17 protein-coding genes and 1 riboswitch are annotated in these 20,034 nt (G+C 44.1%); of the genes, 10 read left to right on the forward strand and 7 right to left on the reverse strand.

Annotated elements, in window-relative coordinates:
• Positions 1 to 56: 56 nt before the first annotated feature.
• Both A8709_RS23095 and A8709_RS23100 read right to left on the reverse strand, forming a co-directional pair.
• Positions 57 to 479, reverse strand: coding sequence for a DUF4183 domain-containing protein (locus A8709_RS23095; protein ID WP_065855583.1), 423 nt, complete (start codon positions 477 to 479; stop codon positions 57 to 59).
• Between the two features lie 283 nt (positions 480 to 762).
• Positions 763 to 951 carry a hypothetical protein gene (locus A8709_RS23100; protein ID WP_141692631.1) on the reverse strand — a complete coding sequence of 63 codons (189 nt, stop codon included), beginning with the start codon at positions 949 to 951 and terminating at the stop codon, positions 763 to 765.
• Positions 952 to 993: 42 nt separating this feature from the next.
• A riboswitch (cyclic di-GMP riboswitch) is annotated at positions 994 to 1,091 on the reverse strand.
• Positions 1,092 to 1,175: 84 nt separating this feature from the next.
• Between A8709_RS23100 and A8709_RS34730 the strand changes: the two genes are divergently transcribed.
• Positions 1,176 to 1,349: a hypothetical protein gene (locus A8709_RS34730; protein ID WP_167357158.1), complete on the forward strand. Its 174-nt coding sequence runs from the start codon at positions 1,176 to 1,178 to the stop codon at positions 1,347 to 1,349.
• Between the two features lie 56 nt (positions 1,350 to 1,405).
• Here the strand turns inward: A8709_RS34730 and htpG are convergent, their stop codons facing one another.
• Complete coding sequence (gene htpG, locus A8709_RS23105; RefSeq protein ID WP_065855587.1) at positions 1,406 to 3,286, reverse strand: molecular chaperone HtpG; 1,881 nt, start codon at positions 3,284 to 3,286, stop codon at positions 1,406 to 1,408.
• 352 nt (positions 3,287 to 3,638) lie between these two features.
• On the opposite strand from htpG, the gene A8709_RS23110 reads away from it, so the two are divergent.
• A complete protein-coding gene (locus A8709_RS23110; RefSeq protein ID WP_065855590.1) occupies positions 3,639 to 4,394 on the forward strand; it encodes a PIG-L deacetylase family protein in 756 nt (251 codons plus the stop codon).
• Between the two features lie 42 nt (positions 4,395 to 4,436).
• Positions 4,437 to 5,723, forward strand: a complete 1,287-nt coding sequence (locus A8709_RS23115) for an MFS transporter (protein WP_065855592.1) — start codon at positions 4,437 to 4,439, stop codon at positions 5,721 to 5,723.
• Positions 5,724 to 6,346: 623 nt separating this feature from the next.
• Here A8709_RS23115 and A8709_RS23120 read toward each other — a convergent pair.
• From A8709_RS23120 to A8709_RS23135, 4 genes are all read right to left on the reverse strand, one after another.
• Positions 6,347 to 7,027: an NAD-dependent epimerase/dehydratase family protein gene (locus tag A8709_RS23120; RefSeq protein WP_065855594.1), complete on the reverse strand. Its 681-nt coding sequence runs from the start codon at positions 7,025 to 7,027 to the stop codon at positions 6,347 to 6,349.
• Between the two features lie 24 nt (positions 7,028 to 7,051).
• Positions 7,052 to 7,804 (reverse strand): hypothetical protein, encoded by a 753-nt coding sequence (locus A8709_RS23125; RefSeq protein ID WP_065855596.1) that lies wholly within the window; start codon positions 7,802 to 7,804, stop codon positions 7,052 to 7,054.
• Between the two features lie 153 nt (positions 7,805 to 7,957).
• Complete coding sequence (locus A8709_RS23130) at positions 7,958 to 8,770, reverse strand: ABC-2 transporter permease (RefSeq protein WP_065855598.1); 813 nt, start codon at positions 8,768 to 8,770, stop codon at positions 7,958 to 7,960.
• Positions 8,767 to 9,657, reverse strand: a complete 891-nt coding sequence (locus A8709_RS23135; RefSeq protein ID WP_065855600.1) for an ABC transporter ATP-binding protein — start codon at positions 9,655 to 9,657, stop codon at positions 8,767 to 8,769. Before A8709_RS23135 ends, A8709_RS23130 begins: the two co-directional genes overlap by 4 nt.
• Before the next feature lie 165 nt (positions 9,658 to 9,822).
• On the opposite strand from A8709_RS23135, the gene A8709_RS23140 reads away from it, so the two are divergent.
• From A8709_RS23140 to A8709_RS23170, 7 genes are all read left to right on the forward strand, one after another.
• Positions 9,823 to 10,410 carry a TetR/AcrR family transcriptional regulator gene (locus A8709_RS23140; protein WP_065857293.1) on the forward strand — a complete coding sequence of 196 codons (588 nt, stop codon included), beginning with the start codon at positions 9,823 to 9,825 and terminating at the stop codon, positions 10,408 to 10,410.
• A gap of 266 nt (positions 10,411 to 10,676) precedes the next feature.
• Entirely contained in the window at positions 10,677 to 11,546 is an 870-nt protein-coding gene (locus A8709_RS23145; RefSeq protein WP_084225508.1) for an ABC transporter permease, read from the forward strand.
• A 13-nt stretch (positions 11,547 to 11,559) separates the two neighbouring features.
• A complete protein-coding gene (locus tag A8709_RS23150; RefSeq protein WP_065855604.1) occupies positions 11,560 to 12,450 on the forward strand; it encodes a carbohydrate ABC transporter permease in 891 nt (296 codons plus the stop codon).
• Positions 12,451 to 12,504: 54 nt separating this feature from the next.
• Positions 12,505 to 13,965, forward strand: coding sequence for a sulfatase (locus A8709_RS23155; protein WP_065855606.1), 1,461 nt, complete (start codon positions 12,505 to 12,507; stop codon positions 13,963 to 13,965).
• Positions 13,966 to 13,979: 14 nt separating this feature from the next.
• Positions 13,980 to 16,421, forward strand: coding sequence for a glycoside hydrolase family 3 N-terminal domain-containing protein (locus tag A8709_RS23160; protein WP_065855608.1), 2,442 nt, complete (start codon positions 13,980 to 13,982; stop codon positions 16,419 to 16,421).
• Between the two features lie 179 nt (positions 16,422 to 16,600).
• Positions 16,601 to 18,388, forward strand: a complete 1,788-nt coding sequence (locus A8709_RS23165; protein WP_065855610.1) for a sensor histidine kinase — start codon at positions 16,601 to 16,603, stop codon at positions 18,386 to 18,388.
• Positions 18,363 to 19,955: a response regulator transcription factor gene (locus tag A8709_RS23170; protein ID WP_065855612.1), complete on the forward strand. Its 1,593-nt coding sequence runs from the start codon at positions 18,363 to 18,365 to the stop codon at positions 19,953 to 19,955. Before A8709_RS23165 ends, A8709_RS23170 begins: the two co-directional genes overlap by 26 nt.
• The last annotated feature ends 79 nt before the right edge of the window (positions 19,956 to 20,034 follow it).

Below are 20,034 nucleotides of genomic sequence, written 5' to 3' on the forward strand. Positions count from 1 at the left end.
CGCTTCATCGCGTGTGTTTCAATCACGAGATGAAGCGGCTTTCTTTGCCTGTTAGCTTAGTTGGTATGGATGGTTGTTGTGACGACAAGATTGTTCGTCGTTGAGGTAGAGGTCGAGCTTGCCGTGAAGGATAACGTTTCTAGCAAGACCGTGACTCCAATCGTCAAGGAATTGCTAATGACTAGGCTTGCTGTTGTTAAAGTAAGAATGCCGCCTAGCTGCAGAACCCCATTGACAAAAACGTTATAATAGCCATTACTGCCAGGGACCGTAAGGCTGTTGGCTGCAAGGGTAGTGCCAGAGTCGTCCTTAAAGCTAGTAGAAGGAATGGTTGTCACACCAGAAAGAATATTCCCAATGACGACTGTTGCTGAGAAGCGTTTAACAGCAGGGGTAAGGGTTGTCGTTGTTGTCGTGGTAATGGTCCCGGATACTTGACTTGTTGCTGTTGCATAAGAAGTAATGAGATGCTCGCTCATGGTTGTCCTCCTTTCTGGAATGACTGCGATAGCTGCTTTTATTTCCTACATCATATGTCAAGTAGGGCTTGTTTGATTGGGGAAACGGCAGGTGGCACTGCGCGATTGCGTTATTTTTTCGTATTCTGACAAAAAGCGAAAAAAAGACAGCGGGTTTCCCGCTGTCTTTTTGCTGCTTTTTACCCAAGAAGTCCGTAGCTGCGCCAATTCATCATTTTTGAAAAAAAAATAAGAGCATGACAGCAACCGACTGTATTTTTGTAACCGATGAGGCATAATTCGTTTATTGAGTACGTTTGTCCAGTTCGCTTCGTAGAAACTGAATAAATCGAGAGGCTTCCTCAGGTGTTAATACGTTGTTATCAAACGTAAAGGAGAACATGTCCAAAATTTCACTTTCCGGAAGATGAAGGTTATCAACCAACTGCTTCACGTCTAAGCTTATCGAGCCATTAATTACTGTTTTATGCATCATTCTTTTCCTCCTTTGGTCGTACTGCCATTATCGGACGGAGGCGGTAGCTGGCTAACATTTTGGACACTAGACTTCATGCCAATTTAGTCCCTATAGCTTTGCGTCATCACTTTTCAGTGATTTTGCCTTTTTCGTACCAATAACAGCTGATATGAAAACTATATCACAGGTAAGGTTTCACTGACTATTAATTACATTAATTCGAAGGATGGTTGAAGCATATGTCCGTCAATAGCCCAAAATTTAATCATATTTCTTATGAATTGGATATTGTAAAAGTAGCGAAAGCACTTGGCATCGATCATGAACGCTTAATCGCTTATGTCTACGCGCAGTCAGATGACGCTAAGACCCAGGCTGAGACAGAAGCTTCATCCTCATCGGATCCCAAATAAAAACACTGCAACAGGAAGTTGCAGTGCTACTGATAGCGTATTTTTAGTAAATACGATTAAACCATGATTTTGCAAATATCATTCGTGAATTCAACCGGATCCTGCAGCGGCAGGCCTTCGATGAGGAGAGCTTGGTTGTACAAGAGCGCCGTGTACAGGTTCAATTTCTCTTTGTCTTTCTCAAAAGCATCCTTTAAGGAAGCGAACACGTCGTGGTTCACGTTGATTTCCAACACTTTTTCCGCTTTTACACTTGGGTTGTTCGGCATGGCATTCAAGATTTTCTCCATCTCGATGGTCACATCACCGTCTGTGGATAAACATACTGGGTGCTTTTTCAAGCGTTTGGATGCTTTAACGGTAGTGACTTTGCCAGCCAAAAGACCATTCATATAGTCGAATAAGTCTTGATTCTCTTTTTTGTCAGACTCGGACTCGGTTTGGTTATCCTCGACATCAATACCAAGATCCCCACTGGAAACAGAACGGAATTCCTTCTCTTTGTACGTCATGATCATTTTGATCGCAAATTCATCAATATCATCTGTGAAGTATAGGATTTCGTAGCCTTTGTCGGTCACCATTTCCGTTTGCGGAAGCTTATCGATACGTTCCATGGATTCACCGGAAGCATAGTAAATGTACTTCTGATCTTCAGGCATTCTCGCGATATACTCGTCCAATGTGACGAGCTTTTTCTCTTTGGAAGAGGAGAACATCAACAGATCCTGCAGAAGCTCTTTATGCGTGCCGTAGTCGCTGTAAACGCCGAATTTTAGCTGTCTGCCGAAGGACTTGTAGAATTGCTCGTATTTCTCTCTCTCGTCCTTCAGGAGGCTTTGTAGCGAGCCTTTGATTTTGCTGGAAATGTTTTTGGCGATCAATTTCAACTGACGGTCATGCTGCAGCATTTCACGTGAGATGTTCAGCGATAAGCTTTCGGAATCGACCATCCCTTTAACGAAGCTGAAGTAATCAGGCAGCAGGTCCGCGCATTTATTCATAATGAGAACGCCGTTCGCGTAAAGCTCTAGGCCTTTCTCATATTCTTTGGAATAGTAGTCATATGGCATGTTCTCAGGGATGAAAAGGATCGCTTGATAGACCACCGCGCCATCCGCACTGACATGAATATGTTTAAGCGGCTTGTCGAAGCCGTAATGTTTCTCGTGGTAGAACTTCTCGTAATCCTCAGGTGTTAACTCGCTTTTGTTCTTTCTCCAAATCGGCACCATGCTGTTCACGTGCTGCTCTTCTTGATAGTCCTCGAATTCGCTTTCGCTGCCTTCTTTCAGACGTTTGCTGGCAATATCCATTTTGATTGGATAGCGGATGAAGTCGGAATACTTCTTAACGATCGCTTTCAGGCGATACTCGTCTAGGTACTCGTCGTAGTTATCATCTTCTGTGTTTGGCTTGATTGAGAGCACGATTTCCGTTCCTACGGAATCCTTCTCTGCAGGTGCGATGGTGTAGCCGTCAGCGCCGTCAGACTCCCATTTGTAAGCTGTGTCGCTGCCAAGAGCTCTACTCGTTACAGCAATGTGGTCCGCGACCATAAATGCTGAGTAGAAACCTACCCCGAATTGACCGATGATGTTGTGGCCGTCTTTGCTTTCGTTCTCTTTCTTAAAAGCAAGCGAGCCGCTCTTCGCGATAATCCCGAGGTTGTTCTCTAGATCTTCCTTCGTCATCCCGATACCTGTATCGCGGATGGTGAGGATGCGGTTCTCTTTGTCAGCTGTAATTTTAATGAAATAGCTATCTTTGTCAAAAACGAGCGAGTCGTCTGTTAGCGCCTTGTAGTAAATTTTGTCAATCGCATCGCTGGAGTTGGAGATTAGCTCTCTTAGAAAGATCTCACGTTGCGTGTAAATCGAATTGATCATCATCTCCAAAAGACGCTTGGATTCGGCTTGAAACTGTTTCTTTTCCACGGATAGATCTCCTTTCGATATGTAACAGGGTATGTGTTAGATGAGTCATTAGCACTCGCACACTGTGAGTGCTATACACTAACTTTATAACATCCCTGAATTTTAATGTCAATTGGAAAGGGCGATAAAAAATCGTAAACAATAGTAGAGGAAGACATGCCTTAGATAGTTCTGGCGAAATGATGGTTGTGGAGTGTTGAAATTGTTAGGGGTATTCTTCGCTGAAGATGATTTTGAATAAATAAATTATGTGCGATTTCGAAAGTCATGTTGCTCATGTCTTGTACTAGGGAATATTTTCGACAGTAATCCACCTTTTATGATAGAATGTGACATATTGGAGGGATGTCACATGGATATCAGACGAATATTAGGTCTTCCTGATGTATTAGAAGTCAAAAAAATCGTATGCGTTCAACCTCACCCTGATGATAACGAAGTAGGGGCCGCAGGAACGATCTACGAGCTTGCACAGCGCGGTTGTGAAATCGTTTACATTACCGTGACAGATGGCAGGGGCAGCGGGTCCACAGGCGAAATAGAGCCTGAAGCGATCGCAGCTATTCGCCGCCAAGAGAGGCTGGCTGCTGGGGATATTTTAGGCGTATCCAAGCACATCGCACTTGATTTACCTGATATGGGGAACTACACCGAAGAAGAGTTGCTCGCGAAGCTCATTCCCATTATTCGGGAAGAAAAGCCGGACATGCTGTTCACCGTTGATCCATGGATGCCGTATGAGGCTCACCCCGATCATATCAAAACAGGCAAAGCTGTGGCATCCGCGATGCTTTTCTCGTCCAACGAGATTCTTTTCCCAGGCTCTAAGCCGTATGATGTGCCGCAAATTGCGTTCTATGCGACGTCGCATCCGAACACGTTTATTGATGTAACGTCTCACTGGGAGACGAAAATGGCATCTATTTTGGCCCATAAGAGTCAATTTGATCATGTTAATTGGCCCTTGGTTAAAGGGTATTTTGATTATCAAGCTGTGCAAATGTACGGCAAGTTGAAGCAGGATCCGGAAGCTAAAGGATATGCTGAAGCTTTTAAAGTGCTTACCTCACATCAGCTACACTTTTTTCCATCTGCGCTATACAGCTAACAAGTTAAACAGGAACATTACTCGTGAGGAGGCAAGTTCAACATGGTCACTCTTTCCAAAAAAATCGCCTACAGCTCGAATCAGATTGGGCTCAGCGTCTTGTGGCAAGCTTTCAGCGCTATTGCCGTTTTTTATTATGTCACTGTGTTGAATGTTTCTGGCACCTCCATTTCCATCGGTATGATCATTTATGGGCTTCTGAACGCCCTATTTAATTTGGTTGCCGGCTATGTGAGCGACCGTACCAAAACGCGCTTCGGCAGACGTATTCCTTACATTTTGTTCGGCAGTTTGCCGTTTGGCGTGCTCTTCTTTTTCCTGTTTAATCCACCTGCAGGCAGCTCGACCATGCTGTTAATATATTTCTTCACCTTAACCTTCTTCTTCGATTTAATTTACTCGTTCATCGGCCTCAACACCGGAGCTTTATTTCCTGAGATGTATCAAAACAAAAAAGACCGCTATCAAGTATCCGCTTTGCAACAAATGTTTAGCATCGTCGGGATGATCATCGGAATCGCACTTGCAAAGTCATTAGGCCTGTCCCTTGGTTGGGGGCTGATGGCTGGCATTTTTGCAATCATTGCTGTTATTTCTTTGTATGTTTCATTGTACGGATCGTTCGAAAATCCAGCTGCAAGTAAGTCAGAACCCCTTGAATTCAAGGAAGCTACCGTTCAGACGTTCAAAAATAAGCTGTTCAATTCCTACGTCGTAGCGAATTTATTGATTCAATTGACGACAACGATGTTCGTGTCACTCACGGCGTTTTATACCAAATATGTCGTTGTATTGTCTGGGACCATGAACTCTGTCTTCTTAGGAGCGGTGTTTATCGTGGCGATCCCGATGTCGTTCATTTGGGCGAAGAGCGGTACCCGCTTATCGACAGTTCATGTCGCGATGATCTCATCCGTGTTATATGCGGTGATCTCGCTTGGGTTCCTTTTTGCACACTCATCCCTAACGGTCATTATCATTGGTGCTCTGCTCGGAATCCCGGTTTCTGGCTTCATGCTTTCCTTGCATGTGTTGCTTTCGGATGTTGTTGATTTCGATGCACAGCAAACGGGAAGACGTCGTGAGGGGATGTACTATGGGGTAAATGGTTTCATTATCCGTATCGGGATGTCAATCCAGTATGGGATTATGGGTATTTTCTTCGCGACGAGCGGCTATGATGCGGATAAGGAAGTTCAGGTCACGAGTGCGATTCACGGCTTCCGCTTCCTGATTGGTGGATTGCCGTTGATTATTTTGGTGATTGCCTTCCTATATCTGCGTAAATATCAAAGCTCCGAGAAGAAGCATAGAGGCGCTAACAGCTAGGAGGGTACTCTTCTGAAATTATGAAACCTATACCGAGTATACCGGCTGGACGATGAATGGTTAGATGATGCCGCTTACATATCTGCTTCCGCGGAAGCATGAACCACATCGCTTTGCAGGATGGTGAGTGGTCGATTGAATCGGCTACAATGCACGCCTAATAGCAACAACTGTAAAACATACAGTTATTATTCGCGATTCTCATCGGAAATATCAAATAACTGGAAAACCTGCAGCTAATTAAGTCAGATCTACCCTTTCGAAGAGAAATCGGCAATTTTAGTTGTAGGAAATCCAGTTATTCCTCACATATTGATGATTTCGGCTAAATTAACTGTATAAAATCCATCTACTCAGGTGGAACATCTATGGAACAATAGAAAACAGACATGAACGAACATATGAACGAAAACCTCAGCCAAGTGGCTGAGGTTTTTCTATCAGATCAATGGTCTGTCTTGCGAACTGCAAATCAATGGTCTGTCTTTCGAACTGTTGATCATTGCTCCGACTTTCGAACTGCTGGTCATTGCTCCGACTTTCGAACTGCTGATCAACAGTATTGCTTTCGATCTGCCAATCACTTGTCTAACTTTCCATCCCCTGATCTATTTCCTTATCTATCAGCTAGCAGGCTTCCCCCCGCCAGCTTCACGAATATCGATGCTCTCTAGAATCGCATTCGGGTAGCCAACTTGCGCAACATGGATCATGGCCCGGCCGATCTGCTCGGAGTTGATGACAGAATTGGGGAACCATCGATGTAAAAGAGGGAAAATCGGCCGCAAGATGGCAATCCCGATCTGATATACTTTGGTCTTCGATTTAACGCCGTTCATTGGCAGAATGGCCCCAGGTCGGAACATGTAGGCTGATTGGAATGGCAGCTTAAGCAGAGCATTTTCGGTTTTGCCTTTGACCCGTGCCCACATACTCTTGCCTTGTTCTGTGCTGTCTGTACTGGCACCCGTGACATAAATGAAGGTCATATGCGGCTGAATGGCTGCCAATTGAGTGGCAATATTCATAGTCAAATCATAGGTAATCACGTGATATTTCTCTTCGCTCATGCCCACAGACGAAACGCCTAAACAGAAGAAACAAGCATTTACCTGTGTGAGCTCATCTGTAAGCGCAGTTAAATCGGTAATATCTTTAAGGACATATTCACGAAGTTTAGGATGTGTTTGCTGATTTGCATTTCGGCCGATCGTAATTACGTTGTGGACCTGGGGGTCGCGTAGACACTCAAGCAACACGCTTTGTCCAACCATTCCCGTTGCGCCAAAAATAAGGACATTCACTGCATTCGCACCTTTCGCTATGGATTATGAGAATAGAACAGCTACTAAACATAAAATAACGTTGATAAGCATCACGCTAATTTGGATGGGTTTCCTTTTAATCCAGATAATAAAAGATTGTATAGCATCACTGGCTAGATAGGACTCGATATAAGCTTTTCCTGATATTTGAAAAATACCCGCAAACGTCAGTGAGTTAGCACGCATGATCAGCCATAAACCAGGGTTAGCTGAGAGACAAACGAGCAGTAATGGTGTTGTCAACACAGCGATATGGTAGAAGCCGATGGGCTGCTTAAACGCATAAATAACGAAGTCCCAATTCCAAAGGGTGTAAGCGATAGCCCAGAAAATCATAGCTTCATTCACCGTGATGTAATAGCTACCGAGCCACGCACCAGAGATCACAAAAGACGTTGCAATTAGAACAAGCCCCGAGACAACATTGTAAAAGCTTTTATTCTTAAAGTCGGTCAGCGTGGCTTCCAGGATGTTAATCCGCAGCAGCCACACAATAACCGGGACCAGCCAATCGCTAGGGAAATAACCTAGAAACGTTAACACAACGAGGATTCGGCCGATGACCAGTGTGGATAACTTCAACTTTTCAAAGAAATCCGCTCGCAAGAAAATCAGAATACAAATAGGAATAACAATATTGATAAGTCCGTTTGCGTAAAGCGGTGAAAAGGCGGTTAGCGTTGTGCCGAGGGATAGGATCGTCAAAATGATGAGAAATCCGATCCATTGGGGCAGTTTCCTTAGTCTTTCTGTCATGTCGGTTCCGTTCCTTATCTATCGAAGTGTGATGCTAGTATCATACTAATTTTGCGGCAACTCGTATAGGCTAAAACGCCAAAAAACCGCGCTAATCGCAGATTTTTCTGCTACTAGGGCGGTTTTCGGGATATCAATTCTCGGTGGCTTACTTTATAGAGGTAAATCCCGCTTGCGGAATAGCACAATGGCTGATGCATAGGTGACGAAGCCAATCAGCGCCAACAGTACCCAAGGGAAAGCGAGATCCACTTTACCACCAATCACGCCGCTGGGGTCATAGAGAGAGAAATAGCTTAGCTTACGCAACCAATGGATCTGGTCACTTAGCTTCCCCAGGAAATCGAGACTGAAGAATCCGAAGGTCAGCACGGCGGAGATGCCTAGTGCCTTTTTTTCGTCATTAGCGAGCGAGGAGACAAGGAAAGCGATTCCGCCTACAGCGAAGAACAATAGGAATGCGGCAATATTCATTTGGATATAAGCATCGCCATGGAAGTTGCTCAAATCCCCGATAAATAACGCATAGCCGGCAAAACCACAGAGCGTCGTAACCATGATAATCAGGAAGAGTCCGGTCACAAAAACAGCCGATTGTGTAAACGCAACTTTACTACGTGTCGTAGGCACAACGAGCAGATAGGCCATCGCGCCTTGGTCTACTAATTTAGCCATCAGCTGGGTGGTGAAGAGAATGCAAAAAATAGACAAGATCAGTACGAGCAGCAGACCATAATACTCACCAGAAATGAAGGCTTCAACTGAGCCAAAACCGCTGCCCAGATTGAAGGCGTTCGTCAATCCGGCGGGTAGATTTTTGAGCAAATCATCCAATGCAGTGTTATTACTAGCGAAGCTAGGGAAAAGCCAGAACATCAGCAGAATATAGAAGGCGGAGCCGAACGCATAGTTCATCATTCCTTTGAGATGAATGCTCATCATATGCTTATAGAGTGCGGAATTCATGTGATCGTCCCCTTCCGGTCGTAGTAGTTCATGAACACATCTTCTAGGCTTTGTGTGAACACATCCAGGTTGCGAATGGCATACCGGGAGGTAGCTGCTAGAAACGCCGCATATTCGCCCTGCACAGCGACCCGCACACGATTGCCTTCACGAGATTCAATCAGCATACCTGAGGTTTTCATGAAAAGATCAGCATCTTCCGCACGCTCAAAGGTGACTTCAAAAAGCTTACGCTGCATCGACTGCAGTTCGTGAATATCCTTGACGGTAATCAGACGGCCGTCTTTAATAATCGCAGCCCGATCACAGGTTCGCTCGATTTCTTGGAAGCTGTGGGAGGACATCAGGAACGTCGTTCCCCGTGCTTTTTCCTCCAGGACCAAGTTGATGAACACCTTTTGCATAAGAGGATCGAGACCTGAAGTTGGTTCGTCCAAAATGATAACCTCCGGCCTGTGCATGAATGCAGCAACGATGCCGACCTTCTGCTTCATCCCTTTGGACATTTTGCGAATGGGCGTTTTGACATCAAATTGGAACCGCTCGATGAGCTCCTCCCGCCAGGCCGTCTGCTTCATCCCTTGTAATTCGGCCATGAAATTCAGGAACGAGAGTCCTGTCATGCCTTCTATAAATGCGATTTCGCCAGGTAAATAGCCGAGATACCGCTGCACTTTGCCTTGTTCGGTCCATGTATCGAGACAGCCAATCTGCACAGTACCTTGCTCCGGTTTCATGAAGCCCATAATGTGCCGAATGGTCGTCGATTTACCTGCCCCGTTCGGGCCAAGGAATCCGAAGACTTCACCCTTTTGAACCGTGAACGATACGTCGAATATGCCTTTCCCGTTGGGAAAGGTTTTGGTCAACTGTTGAACAGTTAACATTAGCGCCACCTCCATGGATGCGAACACTGCAAGTGAAGTTATGAAATATTGGTTTTATATTATTTCAAAACTAATGTTACTCCTGAACGGTTAGCCCGTCAATACTTATGAAATATATTTGTGATATAATTTCATTATTCCAATTATCAGGTGATGCAAATGACGATGAACGGCTACGAAAAAAGAGCCCAGCTCAAAAAAGATAACATTATGGCGGCAACGCTGGAACTTTTGAAAACGACTAGTGCACAGGCCATGCGCATCGCAGATATTGCTAGTGCAGCGGGCGTGTCGCAGGTGACGATTTATAATTATTTTGGCAGCAAAGAAGTGCTTGTGCGCGAGGTGTTCATCACTTATATCCGAAAGACGATTACAGATTTCGAGGCGTTCATGGAAGCGGAGCATTCTTTGAAGGAGAAGATTGAATATATTATTTTTCAGAAAAAAGAATCGTCACGCACGTTCGGGCTTCAGATGATGAAGCAGGTGTGGTTGGAGGATCCTGTGCTGGCGAAATTTGTTCATGAGGAGTACCTGGCGAGGGGAATACCGATGGTTATTAAGCTCATTGAAGATGGCAAAAAAGCAGGAGAGATCTCTGAGAAAATTTCGACATCCACCATTATGATGTACATGCAGATGATGACAAACCAGGCAGATACGATGATCGCTCATGCAGAGAAACATAATAATATGGACACGGTTATTGAAGAAATGGTGCATCTGTTTTTTAATGGGGTTCGTTCCTGACATGAATATTTCAATATTCAAAAGCCACAGTGAAAGCTGTGGTTTTTGTGTTTTCTTTTCCTCTCAAAAAGTCAGCAAAGCGGTAACGAAAAAGTCAGCAAACTGTTAGTGACGATTCCGTCCTTGTTTTATGATAAGAGCATGACAGCATAGGAAGAGGGAAAGAAGGGATTCATTTGACAGAGGCAGCAGTCGTAAGCACTGAACGTAAAGAGACGAGAACGATAAAAAAAAGAGGTTTCAAAAAGTTTATTCCACTTACACTAATGACGGTACCAGGATTATTGTATCTTGTACTCAATAATTACCTACCCATGTTCGGAATTGTTATTGCTTTCAAGAATATCAATTTTTCCAAAGGAATATGGGGGAGCGACTGGATAGGTTTTAAAAATTTCGAGTATTTGTTTAAAACCGAGGACGCCTTTATTATCACGAGAAATACGATTCTATATAATGTGGTTTTTATTATTTTGGGGACGCTGCTTTCCATCGGAATCGCGATCCTTTTAAATGAAATCAAGAATCGTTTCATGACCAGGCTGTATCAGAGCATCATACTGCTGCCATTTCTCATTTCAATGATTATCGTCAGCTACTTGGCTTATGCAGGCCTCAGTTTGGAAACCGGGTTTCTTAACAAAACGGTACTTCCTTTTCTGGGAATGCAGGAGATTAACTGGTATCAGGAATCCCAATATTGGCCATACATTCTTACATTAATCCATCTATGGAAAGGGATTGGCTTCAGCAGTATTATTTATTTTGCTGCCATCATTGGTATTGATGAAGAATATTATGAAGCCGCGAAGCTGGATGGAGCCAGCAAATGGCATCAAATACGGCATATTACGCTTCCGTCGTTGACTCCGACGATTACGATGTTGACTCTGCTCAGTATTGGAAGAATATTTTACTCCGACTTCGGGTTGTTCTATCAGATTACGATGAATTCAGGCGCTCTCTACTCGACAACGAACGTTATCGACACTTACGTATATCGGGGATTGATGGGACTCGGAGATATCGGAATGTCGGCAGCAGCCGGTCTGTACCAGTCGGTTGTGGGCTTCATTCTCGTCCTTGCATCAAACTATTTGGTTGGCAAATTCAACAAAGACAATGCATTGTTTTAGTGAGGTGATAGCAATGAAAAATGAAAATAAAGCGCTGCAATGGTTTGGGCATATCTTCATGGTTTTACTTTCTTTGGCTTGTATAATTCCTTTTGTGCTCTTGATCATTTCTTCCATTACAGATGAAAACGAGATTATACGAAATGGGTATTCCTTTTTTCCACATCAATATAGTCTGCTTGCCTATAAGTATCTTTTGGAGGAAGGAACAGATATTTTTCGAGCATACGGTATCACAGTGCTGATTACAATCGTAGGAACGACAGTGAGCCTAGTGATAACCTCCTTATTGGCTTATCCTATTTCTCGCAAGGATTATCCGCTTCGAAATGTATTGGCATTTGTCGTCTTCTTCACGCTGCTGTTTAATGGGGGGTTGGTGCCCACCTACCTGATCTATTCGCAGCTACTGGATATCAAGAACACGATTTGGGCGCTGATTATCCCGACACTTCTCATGAACGGCTTTAACGTCATGTTAATGAGGACCTATTTTCAAACGTCGATTCCGATGGCTATTATTGAATCTGCGAATATAGACGGGGCTGGCGAATTCAGGACATTCGGATCGATTGTGCTGCCGCTCTCCATGCCGATCTTAGCAACAGTAGGGCTTTTCCAAACGATAGCGTATTGGAATGACTGGATGAACGGCATGATTTATATTACAAATCCGCATTATTACAGTATTCAAAATTTGCTGAACCGTATTTTACAGGATGCCCAATTTCTAGCGAGCGGCCAGTTCAATAGCTCAGATGCGGGTGCAGCCCTGCAAACACTTCCTAGCTCTGCCGTGAAAATGGCTATTGCGGTAATTGGGGTTATCCCGATTCTGATCGCCTATCCTTTCTTCCAAAAATATTTTGTTAAAGGGATTACGATTGGAGCGGTAAAAGGATAATTTCTACTCTGTACATTCAGACAAATAGATAATTCATGAAGGTGAGGGTATAAAATGAGGGCTATTATGCTTATGTTTGATACGCTAAATAGACACATGCTTCCTCCTTACGGGGGCGATTGGATTCATGCCCCGAATTTCGCAAGGCTGGCCGAGAAAACCGTTGTTTTTGACCAGGCCTATGTGGGAAGTATGCCTTGTATGCCTGCGCGACGTGAGATTCACACGGGGCGTTACAACTTTCTTCACCGCAGTTGGGGCCCAATAGAACCTTTCGACGACTCCATGCCAGAGTTACTCAAGAAGAATGGTGTGTACTCGCATCTGGTAACCGATCATCAGCACTACTGGGAAGACGGCGGCGGCACCTATCACACCCGATACAGCTCATACGAGCTGATTCGCGGGCAGGAAGGCGATTCATGGAAGGGGGAGGTAGCCGATCCGCAGATACCGGAGATGATCGCCACGAAGCAATTGGACCCGTGGACCCGGCAAGATTGGGTTAACCGTAAATATATTCGGGAAGAGAAGGATTTCCCGCAAGCTCAAACGATGGAGAAGGGCTTGGAGTTTATACGGACGAACCATATGGAGGACCAATGGTTCGTTCAGATAGAAACATTTGACCCGCACGAGCCTTTCTATGCGCCTCAAAAATATCGCGACTTATATCCGCATCAGTACGAGGGAAAGCATTTTGATTGGCCCCCTTACGGCAAAGTAAAGGAAACGAAAGAAGAAATCGAACACGTCCGGTTTGAATATGCGGCCCTGCTCAGCATGTGCGACCACTATCTCGGCAAAGTGCTTGATACCATGGATGAATTGGATCTGTGGAAGGACACGATGCTTATTGTGAATACTGACCACGGGTATTTACTAGGGGAACATGATTGGTGGGCCAAAGTTATCATGCCATTCTACAACGAGATTGCCCATATGCCACTTTTCATATGGGACCCGCGAAGCGGTAAATGCAATGAACGCAGGAACAGCTTGGTGCAGACTATCGATTTAGCTCCAACTTTGCTTGAATTTTTTGGACTGGACATTCCTGTGGATATGCAGGGGAAGGTTCTTAAGGAAACGATAGCCAGTGACCATCGGGTACGCGAGGCCGCTCTTTACGGAGTGCACGGCGCACACGTGAATGTGACGGATGGCCGCTACGTCTATATGCGTGCTCCGGTTTCTAAGGATAATACGCCGTTATATCACTACACGCTGATGCCGACTCATATGCGGAGCAGGTTCTCATTGAAGGAGCTGCAGGAGATCAGTTTACAAGAGCCGTTCTCCTTTACGAAGGGGATACAAACGTTGAAGATAAAGGCTGCCGGGTATAGCCATTTCCATTCCTTCGGTACATTGCTATTTGACGTTAACGAGGATCCGTTTCAGCAACATCCCATTCAGGATCAGAATGTCGAGACAAACATGATCGGCATGCTCAAGCAGCTTATGGAAGCAAATGAAGCACCGCTTGAGCAGTATGTCCGATTAGGTTTATAGGGGAGCGGAAGCGTATGAATGAAACGAATATCAAATACTTAAATCCTGCTCACTCCGCTGCAGAACGGGCAAATGATCTTTTACAGAGGATGAGTCTGGAAGAGAAAATGGGGCAAATCGTCGGATATTTGCCGCTGAAGGATTCCATTGAACAATTAGAAAAGGACAATCCGCAAGGTGTCGGAGAAGTTTCCATGTTATTTGCCGGCATGTTGGGTGATAAAGAAGCTGTCGTTGAAAAAGTAACTCGTATTCAGAAGAAGATCATGGAACTAAGTGAGCATCATATTCCTGCGTTATTCCATATCGAGACATTAACCGGTGCGTTGGTACCGGAAGCGACCAGCTTTCCTTCTGGCATCGGGATTGGCTCAACATGGAATCCGGGATTGCATAAAGAAATGGCGGAAATCGTGAGTAAACAAGCACGAGCAGTCGGAGCTATGCATGCATTCGCTCCGGTACTGGATATTTCGCGCGATTCACGCTTCGGTCGTCAGGGTGAAACTTATGGGGAAGACCCTACATTAGCATCGGCTATGGGAACCTCCTTTGTATCGGGGCTGCAGAAAGATGGAGAGCTTAAAGAAGGGGTTATCGCATGTGCAAAGCACTTTCTAGGCTATCAAGCCGCACAAGGAGGCATACATGCGGCTTCGACTCCAATTCCCCCAAGATTGCTGAGAGAAATTTATGCAAAACCGTTCCAAGCGGCCATCACCAACGCGAAAATGAAGTCCATCATGAATACCTACAGTTCAATCGATGGAGAAGCCGTGGCAGGGTCCTCCAAGCTGCTTACGGGACTTCTACGTGAAGAAATGGGGTTCAATGGTGTGACCGTATCCGATTACACTTCGATCTTAGAGCAACATACGCGACTAAAACTCTGTGAGAGTAAAACGGAGGCGGGGGAGCGTTCTTTAAGAGCCGGGATGGATGTGGAATTGCCTTCCAAGGACTGCTACAATGATGAATTGATGATGCGAATTAAGGACGGGAATATCGAAGTAGAAGTCCTTGATCGGGCTGTTCGGAACATATTGATTGCCAAATTCGAATTAGGCTTGTTTGAAAACCCGTTCCCAATGTCCAAAGAGGAAATTGAACCTATTTTTACTGACCGTAAGAATGAGCAAATTGGGTTGGAAACGGCTCGACAGTCCTTGATTCTGTTGAAAAATAACGGTGTGCTCCCGTTGAAACGGATCAAACAGAAGATCGCTGTGATTGGCCATCATGCTTCATCGACAAGATCGTTGTTCGGGGGTTATTCCTTCGCTACGTTGGCTGAAAACATGCTTGGTATCGGAAATACGATGGCAGGCGTCGATTTCGAGAAAATCTCGAACTTGAGCATAGACGAGTTTGGTGCAGACAAGGATAACTATACGTATCCTGGAAGTCAGGTGAAGGTTGAGTTTGCTGCCGTAGAAGGCCAAATGAAGAGGTATTACCCGGGAGCCACTACTCTGTTAGAACAGATTAGGCTTGCGTGCCCGCAGGCCGAAGTGACCTACTCTTATGGATATGCCTACGCAGGCAATGACACTTCCAAGCATAAAGAAGCCTTGGCAGTCGCGGCAGAAGCCGATATTGTTATATTAACATTAGGCGGCAAGCATGGGTGGGGAACGTCATGTACGACTGGTGAAGGAGTTGATTCTACTAGCATTCATCTGCCAGAATGTCAGGAAAGCTTCATCAAGAAGCTGGCGGACCTGAATAAATCGATTGTTGCCATTCATTTTGACGGTAAGCCAATTTCAAGTGACATGGCAGATCAACACATGGATGCCATAATTGAAGCTTGGAATCCAGGTCAATACGGTGCGGTGGCGATTACTGATGTATTGTTTGGAGACTACAATCCGGCAGGGAGATTGCCTGTTTCGGTAGCTTATAATGCGGGACAGATTCCGATTTTCTATAACCATGATAACGGTTCTAGTTATCATGTAGGAACAATGAGTGCGTTAAAGAGTTATGTAGATTGCCCGTACGAACCTAGATATTATTTCGGTCATGGACTTTCCTATACTTCATTCAAGTATTCGGATCTGCGTATTAGCAAAGCCGTATACGAGCCCAATGAAAACCTAGAAGTAGAAGTAGATATTTCGAATATAGGGGACGTATTTGGTGAGGAAGTCGTTCAACTCTATATACGTGATACGTATGCAAGTATAGTTCGTCCGGTTAAAGAACTTGCCGGGTTCGTCAGAGTTCCGTTAGCACCATTAGAAATGAAAAAAATAGGATTCACCATAGAGATGAGTCAATTTGCTTTCCTGGATGCAGATATGAAATGGAAAGTCGAATCCGGTGAAATGGAATTGATGGTTGGGGCATCATCGCATGATATCCGAGCTACAGGAACCTTCAGCATCCGTTCGGATTTGTTTATTGATGGGAAGGTACGAGCTTTTTATGCAGATGTTGAGGTAAAGTCGTAGAAGAAGGCGAAGCTGAATCCAGCAGCAGATCACTACGAATAAGATGAACAAGTCCATTTGATTAGGCTCGCGAGAGCTTTCAAATGGGCTTTCTTTCCTTTTATGAATGCGCAGTAAAAATGATACAGTAATGATATCGAAATTGTTGCAGTCTAAAAGCGGTTAGGGGCAGATGTACAATGAACGCAGATGAGCTGAAAAGGAAGTATTCCCTGAATTCGATTCGGATGAAATTGGTGCTGGGCGTAATGATTTTAACGTTTCCGTTGATCTCGATAATGATTTATTACAGCGTCTATTCAACGGAAGTCGTGCGTAATCAGGTAGCAGATTCCTATAAGAACATGATGATTTTATATATGAGTCAAGTGGATAAATCTTTGGAAGACATCGATAAGTATATGAATAACACCGTGGTGGTCGATTCAGATTTTGTAGCCTATCAATTGTCGAATTCGGATTATGATTTTAATTTCAACAAGATATTGATGTTTAATAAATTATCGAATGATATTGGCATGTATAAATCTGTTAATTCCTTCTTCCTATATGCTCCAAAGAGAAACGACATGTTGCGAGTCACCAGAGATAGCGACTCTATTGAGGAAGAAGAGGAGATGTTTAACGCCATTAGGCATACGGTGGATTCCAACACGGATCCCAAACGATTTTATACAAAGTCATGGGAAGTTCAAAAGATCAATGATACCTACTATATGATGTATGTATTGAAATCTGGGGATGTTTATTTTGGTGCCTGGATCGAAGCGAACAAGCTGATGGTTCCGTTCCGAACGATTGATTTCGGTGCAAACGGAGGAGCCTTATTCGCAAGTCAAAATGGTGTGCCCATGACGAATGAAGACCTTGTAAACCGGAATCAAGTTCTGCTAAATGCTGATATGGAGAAGTATTATTTATCAGGCAAAGATCGTCATTTCTTAGTCGTTGGTGAACCGTCATCCAAAGGGAATTTCAATCTTGTCGCACTCGTGCCTGATGAGAAGATCCTTGAAAAGCTGCCCTATTTACGGAAAATTGTTGAGCTCGTCACCTTGGCATGCCTCATTTCTTTGCCGTTAGGATTGTATTTCTTACGAAGAACAATCATACATCCGCTAAACCGTCTGATGGCTGCTATGAAACGGATTCGGAATGGTCAATTGGAGTCAAGAATTGATGCTGTTCCATCATCTGATGAATTTATTATTGTGAACGAGACGTTCAACACAATGATGTCGCAAATTCAAGAACTACGAATTAACGTATATGAGGAACAATTAAGCAAACAAAAAGAAGAGCTTCAGCGCTTACAGTTGCAGATTAACCCTCATTTTTTTATGAATTCCTTAAATGTTCTGTACAACTTGGCCAAAGTGAAAAATTATGAATTGATTAAGGAGATGTCCTTATCTTTAATGCAATATTTCCGGTATATGTTCAGGAGCAATCTTAACTTAGTGAAGCTGAAAGAGGAGCTCGAACATACAAGGAATTATTTTCGCATTCAGGAGCTTCGCTTTCCGGGGAGCCTGACATGCGAAATTAACGCACCGGAATTTTTGATTGATACCTATGTGCCTCCTCTTATTATTCAGACTTTTGTTGAGAACACGGTGAAGCATGCGGTTACGCTGGATGAAGCTATTCATATTACGATAACTGTTGATGTCACTGATCTGGAAGGCGTTCCTTGTATTCACATTGTGATTCAAGATACAGGCAAGGGCTTTCCAGATAAAATACTAGCACTTCTACAAAGAGGCGAAAGTCTGGTCACGGAACAAGGCGAGCATGTTGGAATATGGAACGTTCAGCGGAGGCTGAGGTTGTTATATGGCCAATCTGAACGTATTTCTTTTTCCAATGGCTCTCCTCGGGGAGCAATAATTGAAATGACGCTGCCTATTCATTCGAAAAAGCTAACCGGAGGTACAGATCATGGTTCGACTATTAATAGTAGATGATGAAATGCATGTTATTGAAGGTGTTAAATCGGATTTGGATTTGGCACAGAATGAAATCTCTGAACTCTATACGGCATACAACATGAGACAGGCTCAAGAAATATTTGCGGAGCACCCCATCGATATTATGCTTTGTGATATTGAAATGCCGCAGGGCAGCGGCTTGGAGCTGCTTACGTGGGTAAGGGAGCATTACCCGGAAACAGAGACGATCTTCTTAACCGCTCATGCGGATTTTAAATATGCGAAGATGGCCATTCAATTAGGGAGTTTGGAGTATTTAATCAAGCCGGCGCTTGTGAATGAGCTTGAAGCAGCAATTTCGAAGGCGAAGCAGAAGATCTCCAAGCAAAGCGAGCTTCAGCATGTGAATCAGCTGTGGGCTCAAAATCACCCTTTGCTGGTGGAAAGATTTTGGATGGATCTGCTTGATCAAACGATTCCTTCCCATGAAAAGGTCATCAAGGAAGCAGCGGAAAATCGTAATCTGATCTACCCCGAAACGACGACTTTTCTACCTGTGCTAATCAGCGTTCAACGCTGGCATAAGGAATTAAGCTTGCGCGAAGAGAAAATTTTGGAATATGCACTCAAAAATTCGGCGCAAGAAATGATTATACAGCAAGTGCCAAACGGGCAGATGATACCGATTGACAGAGGGAAAATTCTCGTCATCCTTAATTTTGAGACCTATAACGATGAACTCCTGGAGGGGTTGGTCCGCAGCAGTGAAGCGTATATTGCGTCTTGCAATCGGTATTTCTATTGTGATTTATGCTGTTATCTCGGAAACGACGGTTATATGCACGAAATTCTATCTATTGTTCAGGATTTGATCGCGCTGGATAAGAATAATGTGGCGTTTAATAATAAAGTATTTTCGTTAATCGGGAAATCCGTCTCACACGAACAGATTATATTACCGGATATGAAAGTCTGGTCAGCGATGTTAAAGAAGGGAACGAAGGAGAAGGTTATCGCGGGAGCGACGGAATTTCTGGAAAATTTGGTGGAAACAGAAGGTTTGGATGCGAATTTACTGCGTCAATTCTATGAGGATTTCCTTCAGATGACGTACTTTGTATTGAATCTGAAGGGCATCCAGGCTCATCAATTATTTTGTGATGGGCTATCTGTGACGCTGTCCCACAACGCTACGCGATCAGTAACGGACCTATTAGCCTGGATTCGGCATACGATTGGGAAAGCAATGGATCAGGCGGAAGCAGTGGAAGAAGCTACCTCGGTTATTGAGAGCGTCAAACAATATATTGCCGTTCATTTGGATCAATCCGAGTTAGCACGCGAAGAAATGGCCGAGCATGTTTATTTGCATCCCGATTACTTGTCCCGTTTTTTTAAGAAAGAGACGGGAGTGTCCATCTCCGATTATTTGCTGCAAGAAAGAGTAAATCTGGCCAAGCAGCTGCTGAGCAAGAGCGATATGCCGATAGGAACTATCGCATTATCTGTGGGCTACTCTAATTTTTCTCATTTTTCGAAAATGTTCAAAAAGGTTACGAACATAAATCCCAATGATTTTCGCCAGCAGCAGAATGGGTCATGATGAAGAAAAAAAGTCAGGAAAGCGGTAACGAAAAAGTCAGCAAACTGTTAGTAAGCTTTTGATCCCTGAGCTATCATTA

This window comes from Paenibacillus pectinilyticus (assembly GCF_001700435.1).
In the GTDB taxonomy this organism is placed as follows: Bacteria; Bacillota; Bacilli; order Paenibacillales; family NBRC-103111; genus Paenibacillus_E; species Paenibacillus_E pectinilyticus.